General features: G+C 30.8%; 20 protein-coding genes, 1 pseudogene and 2 other annotated features. Of the genes and pseudogenes, 14 read left to right on the top strand and 7 right to left on the bottom strand.

Annotated elements, in window-relative coordinates; translation table 11 throughout:
• Nucleotides 1-15 precede the first annotated feature (15 nt).
• A complete protein-coding gene (gene rpsD / locus RBU61_RS12400; RefSeq protein WP_308875751.1) occupies nt 16-615 on the bottom strand; it encodes a 30S ribosomal protein S4 in 600 nt (199 codons plus the stop codon).
• A gap of 96 nt (nt 616-711) precedes the next feature.
• Nucleotides 712-1131: a hotdog domain-containing protein gene (locus tag RBU61_RS12395; RefSeq protein ID WP_308875750.1), complete on the bottom strand. Its 420-nt coding sequence runs from the start codon at nt 1129-1131 to the stop codon at nt 712-714.
• A gap of 203 nt (nt 1132-1334) precedes the next feature.
• Here RBU61_RS12395 and nhaC point away from each other — a divergent pair, with 203 nt between their 5' ends.
• The 5 genes from nhaC to RBU61_RS12370 all read left to right on the top strand — a co-directional run bounded on the left by nhaC (nt 1335) and on the right by RBU61_RS12370 (nt 6525).
• Entirely contained in the window at nt 1335-2726 is a 1392-nt protein-coding gene (gene nhaC / locus RBU61_RS12390; RefSeq protein ID WP_308875749.1) for a Na+/H+ antiporter NhaC, read from the top strand.
• A 125-nt stretch (nt 2727-2851) separates the two neighbouring features.
• Nucleotides 2852-4219: an MATE family efflux transporter gene (locus RBU61_RS12385; protein WP_308875748.1), complete on the top strand. Its 1368-nt coding sequence runs from the start codon at nt 2852-2854 to the stop codon at nt 4217-4219.
• 9 nt (nt 4220-4228) lie between these two features.
• Nucleotides 4229-4663, top strand: a complete 435-nt coding sequence (locus tag RBU61_RS12380; RefSeq protein WP_374212445.1) for a DUF1893 domain-containing protein — start codon at nt 4229-4231, stop codon at nt 4661-4663.
• A 36-nt stretch (nt 4664-4699) separates the two neighbouring features.
• Nucleotides 4700-5230, top strand: a complete 531-nt coding sequence (locus tag RBU61_RS12375; protein WP_308875746.1) for an ECF transporter S component — start codon at nt 4700-4702, stop codon at nt 5228-5230.
• 14 nt (nt 5231-5244) lie between these two features.
• Nucleotides 5245-6525, top strand: a complete 1281-nt coding sequence (locus tag RBU61_RS12370) for an amidohydrolase (protein WP_308875745.1) — start codon at nt 5245-5247, stop codon at nt 6523-6525.
• Nucleotides 6526-6557: 32 nt separating this feature from the next.
• Here the strand turns inward: RBU61_RS12370 and RBU61_RS12365 are convergent, their stop codons facing one another.
• Entirely contained in the window at nt 6558-7928 is a 1371-nt protein-coding gene (locus RBU61_RS12365; RefSeq protein ID WP_308875744.1) for an ATP-binding protein, read from the bottom strand.
• 187 nt (nt 7929-8115) lie between these two features.
• Here RBU61_RS12365 and RBU61_RS12360 point away from each other — a divergent pair, with 187 nt between their 5' ends.
• Both RBU61_RS12360 and RBU61_RS12355 read left to right on the top strand, forming a co-directional pair.
• Entirely contained in the window at nt 8116-8502 is a 387-nt protein-coding gene (locus RBU61_RS12360) for a hypothetical protein (RefSeq protein ID WP_308875743.1), read from the top strand.
• Between the two features lie 14 nt (nt 8503-8516).
• Complete coding sequence (locus RBU61_RS12355) at nt 8517-8621, top strand: LDCC motif putative metal-binding protein (protein ID WP_308875741.1); 105 nt, start codon at nt 8517-8519, stop codon at nt 8619-8621.
• Nucleotides 8622-8674: 53 nt separating this feature from the next.
• Here the strand turns inward: RBU61_RS12355 and RBU61_RS12350 are convergent, their stop codons facing one another.
• Nucleotides 8675-9376 (bottom strand): response regulator transcription factor, encoded by a 702-nt coding sequence (locus RBU61_RS12350; protein ID WP_308875740.1) that lies wholly within the window; start codon nt 9374-9376, stop codon nt 8675-8677.
• A gap of 99 nt (nt 9377-9475) precedes the next feature.
• Nucleotides 9476-9713 (top strand) — a binding site (T-box leader).
• Between the two features lie 316 nt (nt 9714-10029).
• Between RBU61_RS12350 and cysK the strand changes: the two genes are divergently transcribed.
• The 4 genes from cysK to RBU61_RS12330 all read left to right on the top strand — a co-directional run bounded on the left by cysK (nt 10030) and on the right by RBU61_RS12330 (nt 13827).
• Nucleotides 10030-10947 (top strand): cysteine synthase A, encoded by a 918-nt coding sequence (cysK, locus tag RBU61_RS12345; RefSeq protein ID WP_308875738.1) that lies wholly within the window; start codon nt 10030-10032, stop codon nt 10945-10947.
• Between the two features lie 4 nt (nt 10948-10951).
• Nucleotides 10952-11500, top strand: a complete 549-nt coding sequence (epsC, locus tag RBU61_RS12340; protein WP_308875735.1) for a serine O-acetyltransferase EpsC — start codon at nt 10952-10954, stop codon at nt 11498-11500.
• Nucleotides 11501-11558: 58 nt separating this feature from the next.
• Nucleotides 11559-11764, top strand: a binding site (T-box leader).
• A gap of 302 nt (nt 11765-12066) precedes the next feature.
• Nucleotides 12067-13059, top strand: coding sequence for a tryptophan--tRNA ligase (gene trpS, locus RBU61_RS12335; RefSeq protein ID WP_308875734.1), 993 nt, complete (start codon nt 12067-12069; stop codon nt 13057-13059).
• A gap of 12 nt (nt 13060-13071) precedes the next feature.
• Nucleotides 13072-13827 carry a TIGR02206 family membrane protein gene (locus RBU61_RS12330; RefSeq protein ID WP_308875733.1) on the top strand — a complete coding sequence of 252 codons (756 nt, stop codon included), beginning with the start codon at nt 13072-13074 and terminating at the stop codon, nt 13825-13827.
• Nucleotides 13828-13851: 24 nt separating this feature from the next.
• Here RBU61_RS12330 and mnmH read toward each other — a convergent pair whose 3' ends face one another.
• Entirely contained in the window at nt 13852-14889 is a 1038-nt protein-coding gene (gene mnmH, locus RBU61_RS12325; RefSeq protein ID WP_308875731.1) for a tRNA 2-selenouridine(34) synthase MnmH, read from the bottom strand.
• Between the two features lie 130 nt (nt 14890-15019).
• On the bottom strand, nt 15020-15262 hold the full coding sequence (locus RBU61_RS12320) for a DUF2249 domain-containing protein (RefSeq protein WP_308875729.1): 243 nt from the start codon (nt 15260-15262) through the stop codon (nt 15020-15022).
• 142 nt (nt 15263-15404) lie between these two features.
• Here RBU61_RS12320 and RBU61_RS12315 point away from each other — a divergent pair, with 142 nt between their 5' ends.
• Nucleotides 15405-15791, top strand: a complete 387-nt coding sequence (locus RBU61_RS12315; RefSeq protein ID WP_308875728.1) for a VOC family protein — start codon at nt 15405-15407, stop codon at nt 15789-15791.
• 150 nt (nt 15792-15941) lie between these two features.
• Here RBU61_RS12315 and RBU61_RS12310 read toward each other — a convergent pair.
• Nucleotides 15942-17390, bottom strand: a pseudogene (locus RBU61_RS12310) (IS1182 family transposase).
• 250 nt (nt 17391-17640) lie between these two features.
• Here RBU61_RS12310 and RBU61_RS12305 point away from each other — a divergent pair.
• Nucleotides 17641-19320 carry a family 10 glycosylhydrolase gene (locus tag RBU61_RS12305; protein ID WP_308875726.1) on the top strand — a complete coding sequence of 560 codons (1680 nt, stop codon included), beginning with the start codon at nt 17641-17643 and terminating at the stop codon, nt 19318-19320.
• A 169-nt stretch (nt 19321-19489) separates the two neighbouring features.
• A complete protein-coding gene (locus RBU61_RS12300) occupies nt 19490-20383 on the top strand; it encodes a peptidylprolyl isomerase (protein WP_308875725.1) in 894 nt (297 codons plus the stop codon).
• Nucleotides 20384-20469 lie beyond the last annotated feature (86 nt).

The raw sequence follows: 20469 nt of genomic DNA, 5'->3' as shown, positions 1-20469 counted from the left end.
TTTTTAGATCTATATTTATATAAGTCTTGAATAATATTCAACAACTAGTTGATCATCTATTTCTATTGGGATTTCATTTCTTTCAGGATACTTAATTAAAGAACCTGACATATTATCTTCATCCTTTGATAAATAAGGATAGCTATTTAAGAAAAAGTTATTGAAGTTTTCCTTAAAAATTTCAACATCTTTAGACTTTTCTCTTAATGAAATAGTATTTCCTACTTGAACTATATAAGAAGGTATATCGACTTTATTGCCATTTACAAGAATATGTCCATGGACTACCATCTGTCTAGCCTGTCTAATTGAAGAAGCAAATCCTAGTCTATATACTAGATTATCTAATCTTGTTTCTAAGATTTTAACCAAGGCATGGCCAGTTTGCTCTCCAGATTTTTTAGCCTTAACTACATACTTCATAAATTGTTTTTCCATTACACCATAGTAAGCTCTTAACCTTTGCTTCTCTAATAATTGAATTCCGTATTCTGTCAGTTTTTTGTCTCCGCGAGAACTTCCTTTAGTGGCTCTGTCCATTGCTTTAGGATGACCACATACATTTAATCCCAATCTTCTAGATTGTTTAAATCTAGGTCCCATCATCTTTGCCAATATATATCACTCCATCAAAATTATTTGCCGCGATAATTTTGAGCCAATAATATTATAACATAAACGATAGAAAATGTAAATGATAATAATTATCATTTATCTTAAGTTTTCAGCCCTTTTTCTTATTTCAATATCTTCATCATCCATAGGTTCACCTAAAACTATCCCATGAGGTATAGTTTTGTTATTTTCATCAACAAATACAAAGGTAATAAATCCATCTGAGAGGATATCTTTACTATTGTTTCTAGTCATTTTACCATAAATAACAAAACTAGTCCTGCCAGTTTTTGCCAATCTAGCTTCTAAATTTATTATATCACCTTTATTTCCTGGAGTTTTAAAGGTAAGTCCATGGATATTAACACAAACTATATTTTCAGGTTTTTGAGTGATTTTAGCTCCACAAATAAAACAAGCTTCTACAAACCATTCAGCTCCTCTTCCTGCAAATAACGTACCATGGTGGTTCAGATCCTCTGACTTAACTAATCTAGATACTTTGACTATTTCCATTATATTCCTCCTCTGTTTTAGATAATACTCTTTCATTATAACAAGAAATGCTTATAATACAATATTAGAAATCTAATATTAGTAGAGTTTTCTTATCCATTAACATAGAAATATAGAAAAAAATGTGATTGAAAATGTTCTAAATATTTAGTAAAATATATATCTATATTATAGAAATGGATTATTAAAGGAGTGATATACCAGTGAAAAATGAAAGAAGAAAACCGTATCTTTATGAGGCAATTCTATCTTTTGGGTTCCTAATAGCTATTATGGCAGCGAGTATTTCCATATACGGAGCTGATCCACATATTCCAATGTTAATAGGAACATTATTCGCAGCCCTTATAGCCATGAAAATAGGCTATAGTTGGGATGAAATTCAAACTTCAATGTTTGACGGAATTTATCAGGCTTTACAAGCAGTTATTATTCTTGCAATTATAGGGGTTTTAATAGGGATATGGCTTTTAGCAGGAGTTGTACCTAGTATGATTTACTATGGTTTAGGAATATTAAAGCCTAGTATATTTTTAGTAGCTACAGTTATAATTTGTTCTATCACTTCTTTAGCCACTGGTACAAGTTGGGGTACTGCTGGAACAATAGGTATAGCCCTCATGGGAATAGCACAAGGTTTAGGAATACCTGCACCTATAGCAGCTGGAGCAATTATATCAGGAGCATATTTTGGGGATAAAATGTCTCCACTATCAGATACAACAAACTTAGCACCGGCAGTTGCTGGTACAGATGTTTTTACCCATGTTAAGTTTATGCTTCCAAGTACGCTAATATCCTACGGTATTACTTTGGTCATATTTCTATTTATTGGTCTAAAGTTTGGTGGAGAAGCAACAGATTTTTCATCTATTGAAACTATAAGAACTGGAATAGTATCATCCTTTAAGATTTCTCCATTATTATTAATACCGCCTATAGCTGTTATTGTATCTATAGCGTTTAAAGTTCCAGCTATTCCAGGAATTACAATTGGTATTATAATAGGAGCTATTGAAGCTATTGTTATTCAAGGAGCAAATTTGGGTGAGCTTTTATCTGCTGGTTTTGGAGGGTTTGTAAGTGAAACTGGTATAGAAATGATAGATAAGCTTTTAACTGCTGGTGGATTAGAAGGCATGATGTTTTCCATATCTCTTACAATAATAGCCATGATGTTTGGTGGAATTATGGAGAAAACGGGACAATTGGATGTGATAGTAGGGCATCTAATAAAGAGAATAAAATCTGCTACAGGACTTATAACCACTACTATATTAACCTGTATATTTAGTAATGCTACTATGCCAGAACAATATATATCCATAGTAGTACCAGGCAGAATGTATGCTCCTGCTTATAGGGAAAGAGGCCTTCATCCAAAGACTTTGTCAAATGCCTTAGAATCTTCAGGAACATTGACATCAGCCTTAATTCCATGGAATACTTGTGGTGCCTTTATGAAGGGTATCTTAGGTGTATCTGCTTTGCAATATGGCAAATGGGCATTTTTTAATTATCTAACGCCTATTATGGTAATACTACTAAGTTTTACAAGTATAACTGTAGCTAAATTAGACAAAGAACATGCTTAAATGAAAAACTCCTTATGAAACATAAGGGGTTTTTTTATGAACTATATTATCTTGTTTAGGCTATTAAAATATAATATAATAATATGGTTGTAACATATAAAAATTACAGTAAAAGGGGATGTAAAATGGCCAAAGAATATTCAAATGAGGACAGGATAATTAGAAATAAAATATTATCTATGATTATACCTATAACAGGTGAAAATATTTTGCAAATGACAGCAGGAATTGTACTTATGGCAATGATAGGGAGAATAGATGCCTATTCTGTTGGAGCAATAGGTATAGCAACAGTTCTCTATAGGATATTATGGGGTATATTTAAAGGTATAGCAACGGGAACTTCAGTTCTGGTAGCTCAGTCTCATGGAGCTAATAATTATGAAAAATTAAAATCTGTATCAGAGCAATCTTTTATAATCTCCATAGGAGTAGCAATTATATTTCAACAATTATTATTCTGGTTTGCAGAACCTCTATTGACAGTGTTTAATCCTAATCCAGAGCTATTAGGAAATGGAGCACTATATTTAAAAACAATCTCTTGGTCATTACCCTTTGCGGCTATTATACTTTTAGTGGCAGGAATACTCCAAGGTATGGGAAATGCAAGAACACCTATGATAGCAGTTGCTATATTAAATGTAGTTAATATTATTGCAGGATTTATTTTAGTAACTGGAAAGGCAGGAGTTAAGTCCTTAGGATTGAAAGGGGCAGGATATGCTTATAATACAGCTTACATAGTTTCAGCCCTGTTTGGTATAATAATGTTATTTGGTAAAAATGGAATAATCAGAAACATAGGAGGAAAATTTGAGTTTAAGATTAAATTAGATGAAGCTAAGATAATATTAAAACTTGGACTTCCAACATCATTTGAAACCTCATTTTGGCAGGCAGCATCTATATTTCTTACAAGGGCAATACTCACCTACGGTGAACTAGCATATTCAGCTTATCAACTTGGATTACAGGCAGAATCCATATCATATATGCCAGCTACAGGATTTGGCGTAGCAGCCACTACCTTTGTAGGATATGCCTTAGGAAGCAAAGATAAAGAATTGGGGAAAAAATATGTTAACCAGCTCATAAGATATACTATTCTTGTAACAATATTTGCAGGTGGGGTTCTTATTATATTTCCTAAACAAATAATGGGGCTTTTAGTAAAAGAAAGAGAAGTAATTCAAATGGGTGCCATGTATTTATTTGTAATGGGTATAACCCAATTGCCACAGAATATATCTGGAGTACTAAATGGTGCTTTAAGAGGAGCAGGATATGCAAAGGTACCTATGATAAATGCAGGAATAGGACTTTGGCTTATTAGAGTTCCTTTTGTAATGTTAATGGCCTACGTCTTCAAAGCAGATATACTTTGGATATGGATAGGCATAGGAATAGATATGTGTTGGAGATTGGTGTATTCTTATTTTTACTTTAAGAAGAAAGATATATTTGAGCAAGATGCATTAGTCATAGAGTAAAAGGAAAGGATGAGGCTATTGAATGATATAAAAATTGCAAAGGAAATATTGATAAATGAAGATTTAGCTTTAGTAGTAGTTAAAAATGGAGAAATAGTTTATAAATCTAAAGATAAGGGTATCAAACCTTTATATACATTGGCTACTGAAATGAAGGAAGAGGCTAAAGGTTCCTCATTGGCTGATCGAATAATAGGTAAAGGGGCAGCTTTATTATGCGGATATATGGAAGTAGATACAATATATACTGATTTAATATCGGAAGGAGGAATCAAAACCTTAGAACAATATAGAATTTCATATAGTATGGAAAAATCCTGTCCATATATAAAGAATAGAGATAAGACAGACTATTGTCCCATAGAAAAACTTTCACTAGATACAGAAGACCCTATAATACTTTTAGAAAAAATAGAAGCTTTTTTCAAATCAATAAATCAGTAGGGGATAGTTTTGTTGTCCCAAATAAGGAGAGATACAATGCAAGAGATATATCATACTAAAAAGATAGTCATAGGAGGTACACTATTAGCTCTTGGAATTATTATGGTAAATACTTTTCACTCAACTGGTATTCCAGGAAATATATTTTTACCTATGCATATTCCTATTTTTTTAGGAGGACTTTTATTGCCGCCATATTTAGCTTTAATATTAGGCATGGTAATGCCATTGTGTAATACTATAATCAGTGGTATGCCATCACTATTTCCTATGGCAATAATAATGGTATTTGAACTAGGAACTTACGGACTTATTGCATCTATATTATACAGAAAAATGAAAATGCCAGCTGTTATATCGTTGATTATCTCTATGATATGCGGAAGAATAATTGCAGGATTAGCAGTATTTTTATTATCTATTTTCTTTGCAGTAAAATTAAATCCTGTGACATTTGTTATAGGTGGGATTACAACAGGGATTCCAGGTATTATAATTCAATTAGTTTTAATACCTAGTTTAATATATGCAATAAAAAGATATACTACAATAGATTTAGATGAATAAATAGGAGGTAAAAAATGTTAATTAAAAACGTTAATCTAGTGCCTATGGATGATAAAAATGAAGTGATAAAAAATACAAATATTTATATTCAGAATGACAAGATAATCCATATAGGTGAAATAAGAGAAGATATAGAAGTAGAGAGAGTAATTGATGGAAAAAATAAAATAGCAATGCCGGGACTTATAAATAGCCATACCCATATAGGAATGTCATTACTTAGAAATTTTGCTGATGATTTACCATTACATGATTGGCTAACTAAAAAGATTTGGCCCATAGAAGCGAAACTTACAGCTAAGGATGTATATTGGGGTTCACTTTTAAGCATGGTTGAAATGATTCAGAGTGGAACTACAGCTTTCTGTGATATGTATTTCTTTATGAATCAAGTAGGTGATGGTTTAGAGGAAGCAGGTATTAGAGGAGTACTTACCCGTGGATTAATTGAAGACGAGGAAAGCCAGGCTAAGTTAGATGAAACTAGGCAATTATTTAAAGAATATCATGGCAAAGGAAATGGAAGAATTAAAGTTATGGTGGCACCTCATTCACCTTATACTTGCAGCCCAGATTTTATAAAGGAAAGTTTTAAACTTGCTAAAGAATTAAATACAGGTATCCATATACATCTTTCGGAAACTAAAAAGGAAGTAGAAGATAGTTTTAATTTACATGGTAAATCTCCAATTAGACATGTGTATGACTTAGGATTATTAGATATACATACTATAGCTGCCCATTGTGTCCATGCAGATAGTGATGATATCAATATAATGAAAGAAAAAAATGTAATCCCTGTAAATAATCCAGGAAGTAATTTAAAATTAGCATCTGGATTTGCACCAGTAGCTGAAATGCTTAAAAAGGGAATACCAGTAGCTTTAGGTACAGATGGTTCCTCATCTAACAATAACCTAAATATGTTTGAAGAAGTTAATCTGGCAGCCATAGTAAATAAAGCTGTAAATTTAGATGCAGTATCGGTACCAGCAATAGAAGCTCTAAGAATGGGAACTATAAATGGGGCAAAAGCATTAGATTGGGAAAAGGAAATAGGATCAATTGAAGTGGGCAAAAAGGCAGACTTAATCCTTATAGATACGGATAAGCCCCATCTATATCCACATCATAATATAATATCTTCCTTAGCCTACGGAGCTCAAGCATCAGATGTGGATACAGTTATAGTAGATGGTAAGATAATAATGGAAAAGAGAGAGATAAAAACTTTAGACGTAGAAAAGATAAAATTCATGGCAGAAAAACACGCTCAAGATTTAATCAATAGATAAAAACCTAATAATCATAAAGAAAGATTATTGGATTAGATGCCTAAGGGAACAGTTATTGTAATAACTGTTCCTTTTCCATATTGACTTCTTATATCTATTGTACCATCATGAGCTACGACTATTGATTTTACAATAGATAGACCAAGACCTGTTCCACCAGTATTTTTATTTCTCGAAATATCTGGCCTATAAAACCTATTAAATATAAAGGGAAGATGTTTTTCTTCGATACCTATACCATTATCAATAATACCTATAATAGCATTATTTTTATCTTTTTTCAGAGAAACTTTCACTGTCCCATTTTTATTTAGATACCTGATAGAATTGGAAAGAAGATTATATATAACTTGCTTAAATTTATCTTTATCCATATTAATTTGAATATTTTCTTCTATATTAGATTTTATATTAAAGTTTTCTTTTGTATATAAAGGAATAAAAGTTGTAACGATACTTTCAAGTTCCTGTGATAAATTAAATTTAGTTTTATTTAAAATAAGATTTAATTCCTCGGCTTTAAAAGAATCTCTAAGGCTATCAACAAGACTAGATAATCTATCTATCTCAGTCATAAGAATAGTTAAATGTTCTTCACTAGGCTCCCAAACATCATCAATAATAGCTTCTAAATGTGACTTTAAAGTAGATAGAGGTGTTCTAAGTTCATGGGAAATATCAGAGGCATACTTTTTTCTAATATTATCTTGTTCAGCTAAAGTTTCCCCTAGATAATTGATAGCATCTGAAAGTTCTACAATCTCTAAAGTATTTGTATTTATTTTAGATTTTTTATTTAAGTTACCTTTACGAATTTCAACTGCTGTATTTCTGATGTTAATCAAGGGAGTAGTTAGAGATTTAGACAATATAACACTAACGACTAATCCAAGAAGGGTAGTAAATATAGCTGATAATAAAAAGGATTTAGATAAAGTACTTTTAAATAAAACAGCAGACTTTGTTAAATAGGAATTATCAATATATCCTATAATTAGTTTCCCTATTTCCTCATTTTCTTGTATGAAAGGGAAACTTTTTTCTATATACTGGCCTTCGTACATACCATGATTCTTCATCATTTGCATATGCATATTATTCATCCCCATTCCCTTATTATTAGCTGAGGTATATAATATATTATCATCTAAATCTCTAATTTCAATATATACATTTTCTAGTGAAGCATAGGAGTTGATTTCACTTTGATGCAAAACATACCCGTTTTTATTATATAATTCATTTAATTTATTGCTAATTTGATCTAATCTACTTTGCTGTTCTTCAGTTAGATAAATTTCAAACTTATTATTTATCATGGAATTTGATATAAAGCTAATTATTATAATAGAGAATAAAATTGAAAAAACAAAAAATAAAGTAAGTTTCTTAGAAAGTTTCATATATTTAACCTCCAGTAATTGTCAATGTAAAGATCATTTTCATATATAAACTTTATAAAGCCTATAGTATAATTATATTATAACAATTAATCTTATAATAAATATGAAGAAATATATTATATTTCTTCATATTTACTTCACATTCTATAGCTATAATAAATTCATAGAATGAAAGGAGAGATGGTTTATGAAAAAATTATTAGTAGTAGGAGCTTTAGCAGTATCTATAGGAGTTGGTTCCTTGATAGGATATGCAGATTCACCCAATGTACCAAATATAATCCCTTCAAATATAGATACAAATTATAGCACAGAAAATAGAGAAGAATGGTTTAAGGAAAGAGTAAAATCTCAAAGGGAAGAAATTCAAGATGCACTTAAAAATGGGAAGATTACACAAGAAGAAGCAAATATTTGGGAAAAAGATTTAGATCAAATGGAAAAATTCCATTCAGAAAATGGATTTATCCCTGGTGTTTGTGACAGAGAAGGTTTTGGAATGGGGATGATGGGTGGTATGATGAGTAGGAGTGGAAGAAACGGAAGATTTGGAAGAGGCTGTGGTAGGATATAGGGAAGGTGAACTACTTGTTAAAATGGCTAAAAAAGATGTTAGATAGATTAGCAAATGCTAACAAGGAATCCTTTGGAGATAAACCATTGGATTGCTGCCAATTAAGTAAGAAAAAATAAAAAAGTAAACTTAAATAACTATAATTTTTGAAGTTAAACTTCAGAAATTATAGTTATTGTTTTTTAACTGTAAATTTGTACCCAGATCCATAAATTGTATGAATATACTCTGGAGATTTGGAATTAGATTCAATTTTATATCGTATATTTTTAATATGAGTATCTATAGTTCTATCAAAACCATCATAATCTTGACCAAAGGACAATTCTATTAATTGCTCTCTTGAAAGTACTTGATTTTGGTGAGATATAAAGGTTAACAATATTTTAAATTCATTAGTTGTTAGATTAATATCCTCATTATTTTTTCTAACTATCATTTTATCTACTTCAATTTCCAAGTCTCCACTATTAAAGCTAAGCTTTTCTGCCACTGGTCTAGAATTAGGATAGGATCTTCTAAGAAGTGCTTTAACTCGACTAACTAATTCCCTTGGGCTAAAGGGCTTTAGCACATAGTCATCTGCTCCTATTGATAGGCCTTCAATTCTATCATCTTCATGGGTTTTAGCTGTTAACATTATAATTGGTACATCAGATGTGGTTCTTATTCTTTTACATAATTCTTCTCCTGAGATTTTAGGAATCATAAGGTCTAATATAATTAAATGAATATCTTCACTATTAAAGAACTCCAATGCCATTTCACCATCGCTGGCTGAGAATACATTAAATTCTTCCTTAATTAAATAAGCTTCTATAACATCAGAAATGTTTTTTTCATCTTCTACTACTAAAATATTTACAAAATCCATGAAATCACCTCTTAATATATATTACCCAAAAAATAGAAGTATAAAAATTACTTTTCTTTTGTAAACTTTTTTGTTATACTTGAATATAATATTATATATTGAAATGCTATGAATTGGTAAAGTAAATTGTATAAAGTATTCCAGAGAAGATTCCAATGGTGAGAGGAATCTATACAATATATATTTGAAGTGCACCAATGAGCATAGAGTCGAAGACATTTAGTAGACTTATACGGTTGTTCCCGTTACAGAACTAGAGTATGGAAGTACTTGAATTGAGCTAAGGATTAATTCCTTAAGCAGAGTGGAACCGCGAAACGTACCTTTTGCCTCTGTATATTTATTTATACATGGGTAAAAGGTTTTTTTTATGACCTAACACAATGAACGCTAGTGAGTTGATGTAGGTCAAACGCAATGAGCTCCAAATCTACATGAGCGTAGCGAGTGAATAGATTTGTGATGCGAAACTGCGTAGTCACTGTGTCAAACAACTTAATTTAACGAAGGTAATGGGTTATGTAGGTCAAAGGCAACGAGAACCCAATTTATACGAGTATAACGAGTAAATAAATTGGTGTTTCGAGACTGCGTGATATGGATTAATTCGGCGACAACAGGTTATATTATAAAAATATATAGGAGGTAGGAAAATGATATTAAATGGTATTAATGAATCCATAGGAAATACACCAATAGTGAGACTAAATAAGATTAAAGAGGAAGGAATGGCAGAGATACTTGTAAAGCTTGAATCTTTTAATCCTTCTGGAAGTGTAAAGGATAGAGCATCTCTATATATGATAGAGGCTGCTGAAAGAGAAGGAAAATTGACTAAAGGCGGAACTATTATAGAGCCTACCAGTGGAAATACAGGTGTTGGGCTTGCCATGATAGGAGCAGCAAAGGGATATAAGGTAATTTTAACTATGCCAGATACTATGAGCATCGAAAGAAGAAAATTAATGGCAGCTTATGGTGCAAAGATTATATTAACTGAAGGAAAATATGGCATGAAAGGTTCAGTAGATTTGGCAATAAAATTAGCTAAGGAAAACAATTACTTTATGCCAAATCAGTTTGGTAATCAAAACAATTTAATTGCCCATTATGAAACTACAGGAGTAGAAATATTAAGGGAAACTAATGGAGAGATTGATGCATTTGTTGCAGGAGTTGGAACAGGTGGTACTGTATCAGGAGCAGGAAAAAGATTGAAGGAACATAATAAGGATATATTAGTAGTAGCTGTTCAACCAAGTAAATCTCCAGTTTTAACAGGAGGAAATCCAAGTCCCCATAAAATACAAGGTATAGGTGCAAATTTTATACCAGATATATTTGATAGTAATATAGTAGATGAAATACTAAGTATCGATGAAGAGATGGCATATTCATATGCTAGAAGATTAGCCGTAGAAGAAGGAATTTTATGTGGAATATCATCAGGGTCAAATATAGCTGCTGCAGTTATAATGGCTAGGAGATTAGGTGAAGGTAAGAGAGTCTTAACCGTTCTTCCAGATTCCGGAGAAAGGTATTTATCTACAGATCTATTTTTAGAGGAGTGATACCATGTTTAAATGGTTCATAGAAGATGCAAAGAATATATTAGAGAAAGACCCTGCTGCTAAAAATCTTTTTACAGCTATGTTTTTCTATCCAAGTCAAAGGGCAATATTTTACCATAGAATTGCACATAGACTATATAAGAAGAAAAGATTTGTATTGTCTTGGATAATATCTCAACGAGCTAGAAGGATAACTGGTATTGAAATTCACCCTGGAGCCAGCATAGGCGAGAAGGTATTTATAGACCATGGAATGGGTGTTGTAATAGGTGAAACTGCTGAAGTCGGAAATAATGTAGTAATGTATCATGGTGTGACTTTAGGAGGAATAGGTGGAGAAAAGGGTTCTAAGAGACATCCAACAGTAGAGGACGATGTAGTCATAGGAGCAGGTGCCAAAATACTTGGACCAATAACCATTGGAAAAGGAGCTAAAATAGGTGCAAACTCTGTAGTATTAGAAGATGTCCCACCATATTCCACAGCAGTAGGAGCTCCAGCAAGAATAATAAGAAAAAAGAGTAAAAATTATGGATATATCTATGTAGTATAAAAATATTTGACTTTTTAGTTTACAATATAATATTCTAGAGTATAATATATATAATATAAGAAATACAAAGATCAAGAAGAGTAATCATGATAAAGGTCTAAAGAGAGCTGGAAAAGGTGAGAACCAGTGATACTATTATGATGAATGGACTTGTGAGTATATATCTGAATAGAGTAAGATATAGGATTAATCAACCTTATATGATTAGAGTTGGCTTTTGAGCAACAAGAGTGGTACCGCGGAAATTAACCTTTCGTCTCTTAACAAAGAGATGAAAGGTTTTTTTTATGACCTAACTTAGCGAACGATAGTGAGCTTTAGTAGGTCAAACGCAACGAGAACCAAATTCATACGAGCATAGCGAGTAAATGAATTTGAGTTTCGAGACTGTGGCAAATGACCTAACCCAGTGAATGAACGCAGTGAGTGAACTGTAGGTAGGTCAAACGCAATGAGCTCCAAATTTACATGAGCGTAGCGAGTGAATAGATTTGTGATGCGAAACTGCGTAGTCACTGTGTCAAACAACTCAATAAATGACAATAATTATGATAGGAGGGATTTATATGGAAAGAAAAACGGTATTTAGTGGAGTGCAGCCTTCAGGGGCATTGACCATAGGGAATTATATAGGGGCTATAAAAAACTGGGTAGAATTACAGGAAGAATATGATTGCTATTATTGTATAGTTGATTTACACGCCATAACTGTACCTCAGGTTCCAAAGGATCTTAGAAAAAACACATTAGAAGTATTAGCCTTATACTTGGCAGCAGGAATAGATCCAGAAAAAAGTACTATGTTTATTCAATCCCATGTGCCTGCACATACAGAATTGACCTGGGTATTAAATAGTATTTCCTATATGGGACAGTTAAATAGAATGACTCAATTCAAAGAGAAGTCTAGAAAGTCTGAAGAGAACTTAAATGCAGCACTATTCACATACCCAGTGCTAATGGCTTCAGATATACTCTTATACGGAGCAGACTTAGTTCCAGTGGGAGAGGATCAAAAACAACATTTAGAATTAGCAAGGGATTTGGCTGCAAGGTTTAATAACAGATATAGTGACACATTTAAAGTTCCAGATCCACTAATAAAGGAAGTTGGATCAAGGATAATGAGCCTTCAAAATCCAGAATCAAAAATGAGTAAATCTGATGCAGATGAAAATGCATATATACTGATTTTAGACAATAAGGATGCCATTAGAAGAAAAATAAAAAGAGCTGTTACAGATTCCTTAGGAGTAGTAGCTTATAATGATGAACAAATTGGACTTAAAAATTTACTAGATATATATAGTATATTTTCAAAAGAGGAAATACCAAATATAGTTAGTAGATATGAAGGGCAAGGCTATGGAAAATTTAAAGAAGATTTAGCAGAAGTAGTCGTAGAAGGTCTTTCACCAATTCAAGAGAAATATGATTATTTAATAAGCAATAAAGATCATCTAGAAAAGATATATAAAGCAGGTGCAGAAAAGGCTGAATATCAAGCTATGAAAATCCTTAGAAAAGTATATAAGAAAGTAGGATTTATTCCCAAGTAGGAGGAATTATGTATGAAGTATTTTTTTAGGGGAACTCCAGATGATTTTGTATTTCCAATTTGGAGTTTAACCCATTTTTTAATATTAGCCATTGCATTTGTAGGTGTTGAATTTATAGTATTAAAGAAAGATAGACTTAAATCTACAAGTATGGGAAAGATATTTAAAAAAATTATGATTATAATCTTGGTTTTACAACAGGTAAGTTTATATTTATGGTATGGCTTTTCAGGGTATTTTACTATACAAGAAAGTTTACCCTTCTATAATTGTAGAGTAGCTATTATATTTACAATCTTTGCCTTAGGAACAGATAAAAAGATATTTAAAAATGTAGGATGTTATTGGGGAGTAGCAGGGGCAATATTGGCATTGTTATTGCCTACTGATCTAGACCCATTTTCATTTCCCCACTATACCAATATATCCTTTTTTATAGGACATATAGGTTTACTATGGTCTACAATATATATATTAGTAGTTGAAGAGTATAGGATGGATAGAAAGAGTTTAAGGTCAATATTACATTTTACAAATATTTATCATTCATTTATATATATATTCAATATAGTAACTAAATCAAACTACTGCTATTTAGTTGAAACCCCTATCGCTAAGGCATTCTTTGAAAAATTCATGTCACCAATTGCTTACAGTTTAACTGCATTTTTAGCATTTAATATATTTATTATATTAATCTATGGAGTAGCAAAAGCTATATATAAAACATTAGATATAGATGAAGATTTAGCAAAATTTGCTTCATAAGAATTTGAAAAGCCCTAAGTATAATTACTTAGAGCTTTTTATATTTTCTGACCATTTAATTATTTCCTTAGCTGTTTCTTCAGCATTATTACTATTAAAAACTTTTTCATAATTCCTATTTTTATGTTCATACATAGGGTCATAGTATTTAATCATAAGTTCCTCAATTACTTCTTTATATCCATGGTTTTCTATTAGTTCTATATATTTGTCGATATTATTATCGCCTAAGTATTTTCTTAAATTATTTAAAGACGATATAAGTTCATTATCTGTATCATGGACATAATCTTTTGAAAGATTATGTATCCTATTTTCCATGGTAGCTTGAATTTTTATACCTATGCCATCATTCATAGCCTCATATATATAAATAGGTATCATATCTCTACCTATTCTTCTACTTTCACCTTCTACAAACACAAGGTTTGTCTTTCTTTTACTTAAAGCATCATATACTAAAGATTCAAACATTTTTTGACTATTTTGTTTACCAAGACCTACACTACCAAGGAGCGAACCTCTGTGATTAGCACATCCCTCTAAATCTAAGACGTCCATGCCCTGATATTCTAATTCTTTTAATATATCTGTTTTACCTGTTCCAGTATTGCCGTATAGGACGACAAAATGTATATCTTTAACTATACTTGGTAAATTGTCATTTATATATTTTCTATATCCTTTATATCCATTATCAAGCTTAATGGCATTTATTCCAATGGATTTAAATAATGCAACTAGAGAACTACTTCTATATCCGCCTCTAGAACAGAAAAGTACAAGATTGTTATACTCTTTATCCAGTTTAGATACTTCTTCATAAATACTAGGTAATTTTTCAGACACAACTTTTACACCAATTTTCTTTGCTTTATCAATACTTTCGTTTTTATAAACTGTACCTATTAGTTCTCTCTCCTTATTGCTAAAGATAGGTATATTAATAGCTCTTGGTATGGTTGCAGACTCATATTCACTAGGACTTCGCAAATCTATTATTATATAATTTTCATCTATTCTATTTTTATCTATATCTTCATAATCAATTACTCTAAACATATAAAATTCCCTTCTATTATTAATATATATAAATACATTATATACTATTAACTTTATCTATAACAACATAAATCATATAAAAACTTCTGTAATACAAAAAGCAGATGACTTTTGCCATCTGCTTTTTGTATTATATATAGTTAAGATATTTTTTAGCTAAAGATACCTTCCATATATCAGGACCTTCTTCCACATAGTCCCATTCAAATTTACCATATCTTTTTTCTTCTAGATGATCGAATACATGAGAAGGATCAGTATCATTTACTAATATCATCTTTTCACCTACAGGAAGTGAATCAAAACTATTTATAACCATATTATTTATATGACTTTGCTCATGACCTCGAGTATCTAATTCCATAATAGACATACCAGAATCCCTCCTAATGGTTTTAAGTTATTATGCCCAAGAAAGAAAAAATATATTATTATAAAAAAGTTACAAAATCCTACTTCAATTGGGTATAATCATAATTGAATGGAGTAATTAATAAAAAAAGGAGTGGATTTTAATGAATTATAAGATGTTACATACCTGCATTAGGGTAATGGATTTAGAAAAATCTTTAAAGTTTTATAAAGAAGCTTTAGGACTAGTGGAAACTAGAAGAAGTGATTTTCCAGAAGATGAATTTACATTAGTTTTTTTAGCTGATGAAACAGGTAATCATGAAGTAGAATTAACATATAATTATAATCCAGAAAAACCTTATACAATAGGAGATGGATTTAGCCATATGGCATTTAGTGTAGAGGATTTAGAAGGATCTCGTGAAAGACATAAGGAAATGGGATATGAAGTGACAGAACTAATGGGACTTCCAGGAGAGAAGCCAAGATATTATTTTGTAACAGATCCAGACGGATATGATGTAGAAATCATAAGAGCTAAGAAATAAAAAATACTCCCTAAATTTTTTGAGGCCACTGAAAAACATTAGTTGCTTTTCTCGATTTTTAATCTAGATAATGAAATTAAAACGAACTAGGGATATTTTTTATCACTAGTTCGTTTTTCTTTAATAAAAGCTTATGATATTAAATTTAACTTACTTTATTAATGCAATTATTCTTTTTAAATTTACTGCAAATATTGTGAGTGCTCCTTGCAATTCCATGCCAATTAGACATGAAGATGATGCTATATCATATCCATGTCTATGCTTTAATTCGCTATTTTTAGCCTCTATTTTATACCGTTCTTTTACTCTCTCTTTAAAATACTCTGTTTCTTGAAAATTCATTTGCTCTTGATGAGTTACAGATTTTATAGATACAGAATATGATTTTGTTTTTGCACCTTCTTTATAGCATCCATCTTTATGCGAACAACATTTACACTTTTCTATGTCAAAATAATATGTATTGACTTGATTTCTTGCTCCCCCTTTTTTACCTTGGCGTGCTTTCCTTATTGCCATATGCCCTGCTTTACAGACATACATTCCAGCATCTTTATTATATTCAAACTTGTCCTCATTTTTCTATTGCCGTGGGCTACTGTAGGATTTAGCTTTGAAATTAATCTAAATTTTTCTTCCTTGGCATACTTTATATTATCTTTTTCTGAGTATGCGGTATCTCCTATTACTTCATTTACTTCAATACCATTTTTACGTGATTTTTCTACTAAATCTTTTAATTGTTTACCATCATGCTTTTCTCCAGATGTTATGGTGGCTGCAGTTATTATTCTTTCTCCTGTCAATGCTAAATGAGTTTTATATCCAAAAAGAAGTGTCTGCAGTTTTATGACCTACTTTTGCATCCTTGTCATTAGCATATTCTAGCATTTCTAAATCATCTTCAATTAATTCTTTTAATAAATTCATTTTCTCTTTTACTTTAGGGTATTGCGATATTATTTCATTGTTTTCAACAACAGATATTAGTTTTTTACAATATTGTATTTCATCTTCTAGAATACCGCTATTTACTTTTGGAGGAAATTCTTTTTTTATTGAGTCATCTATTTCATAGACTGATTTTCTTAATTTCTTAGAGTATTCAAGAAGGATTTCTCTTTGCGATTTTTGGTTATATCTTGCTTTAGTATGAGTGGAGTCCACAATGATTGAATTGCTTTTTATTATACCTTCTTCTAATGCTATTTCTACAGTTTTTCCAATGAGTAAATCGAGTAAATTAATATCTTTTAATCTTTGTTTTCTAAACTTTGTTAAAGAACTTGGATTAATAACGTCTTCTTCTGGTGCCATATTAAGGAAATACTTAAATGACATATCATATCTTGAACGTTCTACGACATCTATATCTGATAAATCATAAATTACTTTTAGAAGAAGGTATTTGAACATTCTTAAAGGATCAATTGCACCTCTTCCATTATCAGGAGAATATTTTGTGATTAATTCATCATAAACAAATGAAAAATCAATCATTTCATTTATCTTTCTAAGGATATTATCTTTTGGAATAATCAAATTGTATATTTCACTATATGTACTTAAAATCATTTCCATTTGTTTTTTTAGCATTAGAATCACCTTCATCAATTAGAATGTATTTATATATATATTCTACAACAAAAAAAGCATAACTCCTACAACTATTATTGTATTTGTTATGCCTTTAATTCTATTTTACTAGTACTTTTTCAGTGGCCTCAAATTTTTTAGGGGGTATTTTTTTGGGCAAATGTCACATAATCGTAATTTGTAATCCTTGTCCAATTATAATATAATTTAGTAAAGTAACATAATTTTACTAGATTGGAGAGGATTGGAGATGAAGAGAAATATATCTAAACTTGTGGCAATAGGTGCTACTGTTTTAACTATTAGTTTAAATAGTATATCAATTGAAGCCAAAACTGCCAGTACAGGTATGCAGTTTGTAACTAAGTATAATACTAATGAAATCATCCTTATAAATAATAAGCCCATAGAAATACCTATATATGCACAAGAAAAAACAGAAGAGTTTAGAGGAGTGTGGGTATCTACTGTATATAACCTGGATTTCTCAAAGAATGGATTAAATGAGGAAGCTTATAAGGCAGAATTTAGACAGCTTTTAAATAATCTAGAAGGATTAAATATGAATTCAGTTATATTTCAAGTAAGGCCTAAATTAGATGCATTTTATAAATCTGAAATGAACCCATGGTCAGAGTTTTTAACAGGCAAACAAGGCTTAGATCCTGGCTGGGACCCTTTAGAGTGGATGGTAGAGGAAACTCATAAAAGAGGAATGGAGTTCCATGCTTGGTTTAATCCATATAGAGTGACAGTAGGAAGTGAAACATTATCAGATTTAGCACCGAATAACTGGGCAAGACAAAACCCTCAATATACTTATGAATTTGGTGGTAAACTTCAGCTAAACCCAGGAGAGCCAGAGGTAATTAAATATATTACCAATAGTATAATGGAAGTAGTAGAAAATTACGATATAGATGCAGTACATTTTGATGATTATTTCTATCCTTTTAAATCAGGGGATGGATGGTATTCTAAAGAAGAGGAGACTACATTTAAAAAGTATGGCAGTGGATTTAGTAGTAGAGACGATTGGAGAAGAAATAATGTAGATACATTAATAGAAAATCTTCACAACTCCATCGGCTCTTATAATAAGAATAATAATAAAAATGTGCAGTTGGGAATTAGTCCCTTTGGAATATGGGGACATAAGGAAATTCATCCTGAAGGATCTAAAGAAGGAGTAGGCTCTTTAACACCAAGAACTTCTAGAGCTTCTTATGATGACCAATTTGCAGATACGAGAAAATGGGTAAAAAATAATTGGATAGATTATATAGCGCCACAAATATATTGGAGCTTTGATGAAAAAGCAGCACCATATGGAGAGTTAGTTAATTGGTGGTCAGATGTTGTAAGAGATACAGATGTTAATTTATACATTGGACATGCCAATTATAGACAAGCAGATCCAAATAATAAAAATTTAAGCTGGATGAATCCCTACGAAATTTCAAATCAACTTAAATTCAATAGTTTATGTGAAGAGGTAAAAGGAAGTATATTTTTTAGATATAAGTCTTTAATTGAAAATAGTAATAATCCAGTGGTAAATAACCAGTTTATAAACATACTTAAGACAGAGCACTTTACTAGTAAAGCTAACTTACCTTCTAAAATAGCAGTTGCTGAAAAGAAAGTAGAGAGTCCTTTATCTTTAGAGAAGGTTAAAACTAGTTATGGAAATATGCTAATTTGGGAAGATGAACCAAGTAATGATTCAATCTCTTACTTAGTATATCGTAGTGAAGTAGGGAAAAATGGAAATGAGTTGGAGAGTTTAGTTGTAGAAAAGGTGAATAGAGAGAACAATAATACATTTGTTTTTACAGATAAATCAGCAGATTTATCTAAAAATTATATTTATAGAGTGACAGCGTTAGATATGTCCAATAATGAAAGTGAACCAAGGGAAGAACAGTAAGAAAATGATTGGGGAAGTACAATTAGGTATTCAAGAGTAAATTTTATATTTTACCATAATAATCCCATAATTCTATGTTATAATTAATAAAAAGCAATTATTAATATATCAAGAATTATGGGATATTTAAATTTTTGCTTTTATTAATTAAAAGCGAAAGGGGAAAAATATGAACAAATTAAGAAGTAAAGGTAATAAGTATATAATACTTACAATTATTATGGCATTGGTTTTAGGTGTAACAGGTTGTACTAGTGGGGACAAAGAAATAGTTGCTAAAGTAAATGGTCAAGCTATAACAAAAGATGAATTATACGATGTAATGGTGGAGCAATATGGAGCACAAGCTGTGGAATACTTAATAAGTGAAAAGATAATTAAGTCAGAAATTGAAAAAGAAAATGTTAAAATTGATGATGCAGAAGTAGAAGCCGAAGTTAATAAAGTAAAAGAATATTATGGTAGTGAGGAATCATTTAACCAAGCTATGGGTGAATATGGTTTTAATATTGAAGATATAAAAAATGATATAATTATGAATATGCAAATTAAAAAACTTGTAGAATCTAAAGTTACAATAACAGATGAAGAAATAAACAATTACTTTAAAGAAAATAAGGAAACCCTTAATCAAGAGGAACAAGTAAAAGCTAGTCATATATTAGTGGAAAAAGAAGAAGAAGCAAAGGAAGTTGAAGAAAAGATTTCTGCTGGTGAAGACTTTGCTAAACTTGCAAAGGAATACTCCATAGATGAGGGAACAAAAGAACAAGGTGGAGAACTGGGATATTTTGGTAAGGGGCAAATGGTAAAAGAATTTGAAGATTCAGTATTTGCCTTAAAAGTAGGGGAGATAAGCAAACCAGTTAAAAGCAAATTTGGTTACCATATAATAAAATTAGAAGATAAAAAAGAAGCAAAAGAGGCAACTTTAGAAGGAAGCAAAGAAGAAATAAAAGATATTCTATTAGAAGAAAAATTACCACAAGTATATCAAGATTGGTATGGAGAAAAGTATGAGGAATATAATATAGAAAATTATCTAACAGAAAAAGGTAAATAATTAAAAACAAATCAAGCAATATCGCTATGTATAAGTAATAGTAAAAAGGGGCTGTTTCAAAATAAATAGTCCTTAATAAAAAAAGA

The organism is Tissierella sp. MB52-C2, from assembly GCF_030931715.1.
Taxonomy (GTDB): domain Bacteria; phylum Bacillota; class Clostridia; order Tissierellales; family Tissierellaceae; genus Tissierella.
This window is presented reverse-complemented; position numbering and strand designations above follow the sequence as displayed.

Bases quoted from the DNA above. Each gene is read 5' to 3' on its own strand.
- RBU61_RS12395 (WP_308875750.1), bottom strand. From the start codon at position 1,131: ATGGAAATAGTCAAAGTATCTAGATTAGTTAAGTCAGAGGATCTGAAC.
- RBU61_RS12385 (WP_308875748.1), top strand. From the start codon at position 2,852: ATGGCCAAAGAATATTCAAATGAGGACAGGATAATTAGAAATAAAATA.
- RBU61_RS12380 (WP_374212445.1), top strand. From the start codon at position 4,229: ATGAGGCTATTGAATGATATAAAAATTGCAAAGGAAATATTGATAAAT.
- RBU61_RS12375 (WP_308875746.1), top strand. From the start codon at position 4,700: ATGCAAGAGATATATCATACTAAAAAGATAGTCATAGGAGGTACACTA.
- RBU61_RS12370 (WP_308875745.1), top strand. From the start codon at position 5,245: ATGTTAATTAAAAACGTTAATCTAGTGCCTATGGATGATAAAAATGAA.
- RBU61_RS12365 (WP_308875744.1), bottom strand. From the start codon at position 7,928: ATGAAACTTTCTAAGAAACTTACTTTATTTTTTGTTTTTTCAATTTTA.
- RBU61_RS12360 (WP_308875743.1), top strand. From the start codon at position 8,116: ATGAAAAAATTATTAGTAGTAGGAGCTTTAGCAGTATCTATAGGAGTT.
- RBU61_RS12350 (WP_308875740.1), bottom strand. From the start codon at position 9,376: ATGGATTTTGTAAATATTTTAGTAGTAGAAGATGAAAAAAACATTTCT.
- cysK (WP_308875738.1), top strand. From the start codon at position 10,030: ATGATATTAAATGGTATTAATGAATCCATAGGAAATACACCAATAGTG.
- epsC (WP_308875735.1), top strand. From the start codon at position 10,952: ATGTTTAAATGGTTCATAGAAGATGCAAAGAATATATTAGAGAAAGAC.
- trpS (WP_308875734.1), top strand. From the start codon at position 12,067: ATGGAAAGAAAAACGGTATTTAGTGGAGTGCAGCCTTCAGGGGCATTG.
- RBU61_RS12330 (WP_308875733.1), top strand. From the start codon at position 13,072: ATGAAGTATTTTTTTAGGGGAACTCCAGATGATTTTGTATTTCCAATT.
- mnmH (WP_308875731.1), bottom strand. From the start codon at position 14,889: ATGTTTAGAGTAATTGATTATGAAGATATAGATAAAAATAGAATAGAT.
- RBU61_RS12320 (WP_308875729.1), bottom strand. From the start codon at position 15,262: ATGTCTATTATGGAATTAGATACTCGAGGTCATGAGCAAAGTCATATA.
- RBU61_RS12315 (WP_308875728.1), top strand. From the start codon at position 15,405: ATGAATTATAAGATGTTACATACCTGCATTAGGGTAATGGATTTAGAA.
- RBU61_RS12305 (WP_308875726.1), top strand. From the start codon at position 17,641: ATGAAGAGAAATATATCTAAACTTGTGGCAATAGGTGCTACTGTTTTA.
- RBU61_RS12300 (WP_308875725.1), top strand. From the start codon at position 19,490: ATGAACAAATTAAGAAGTAAAGGTAATAAGTATATAATACTTACAATT.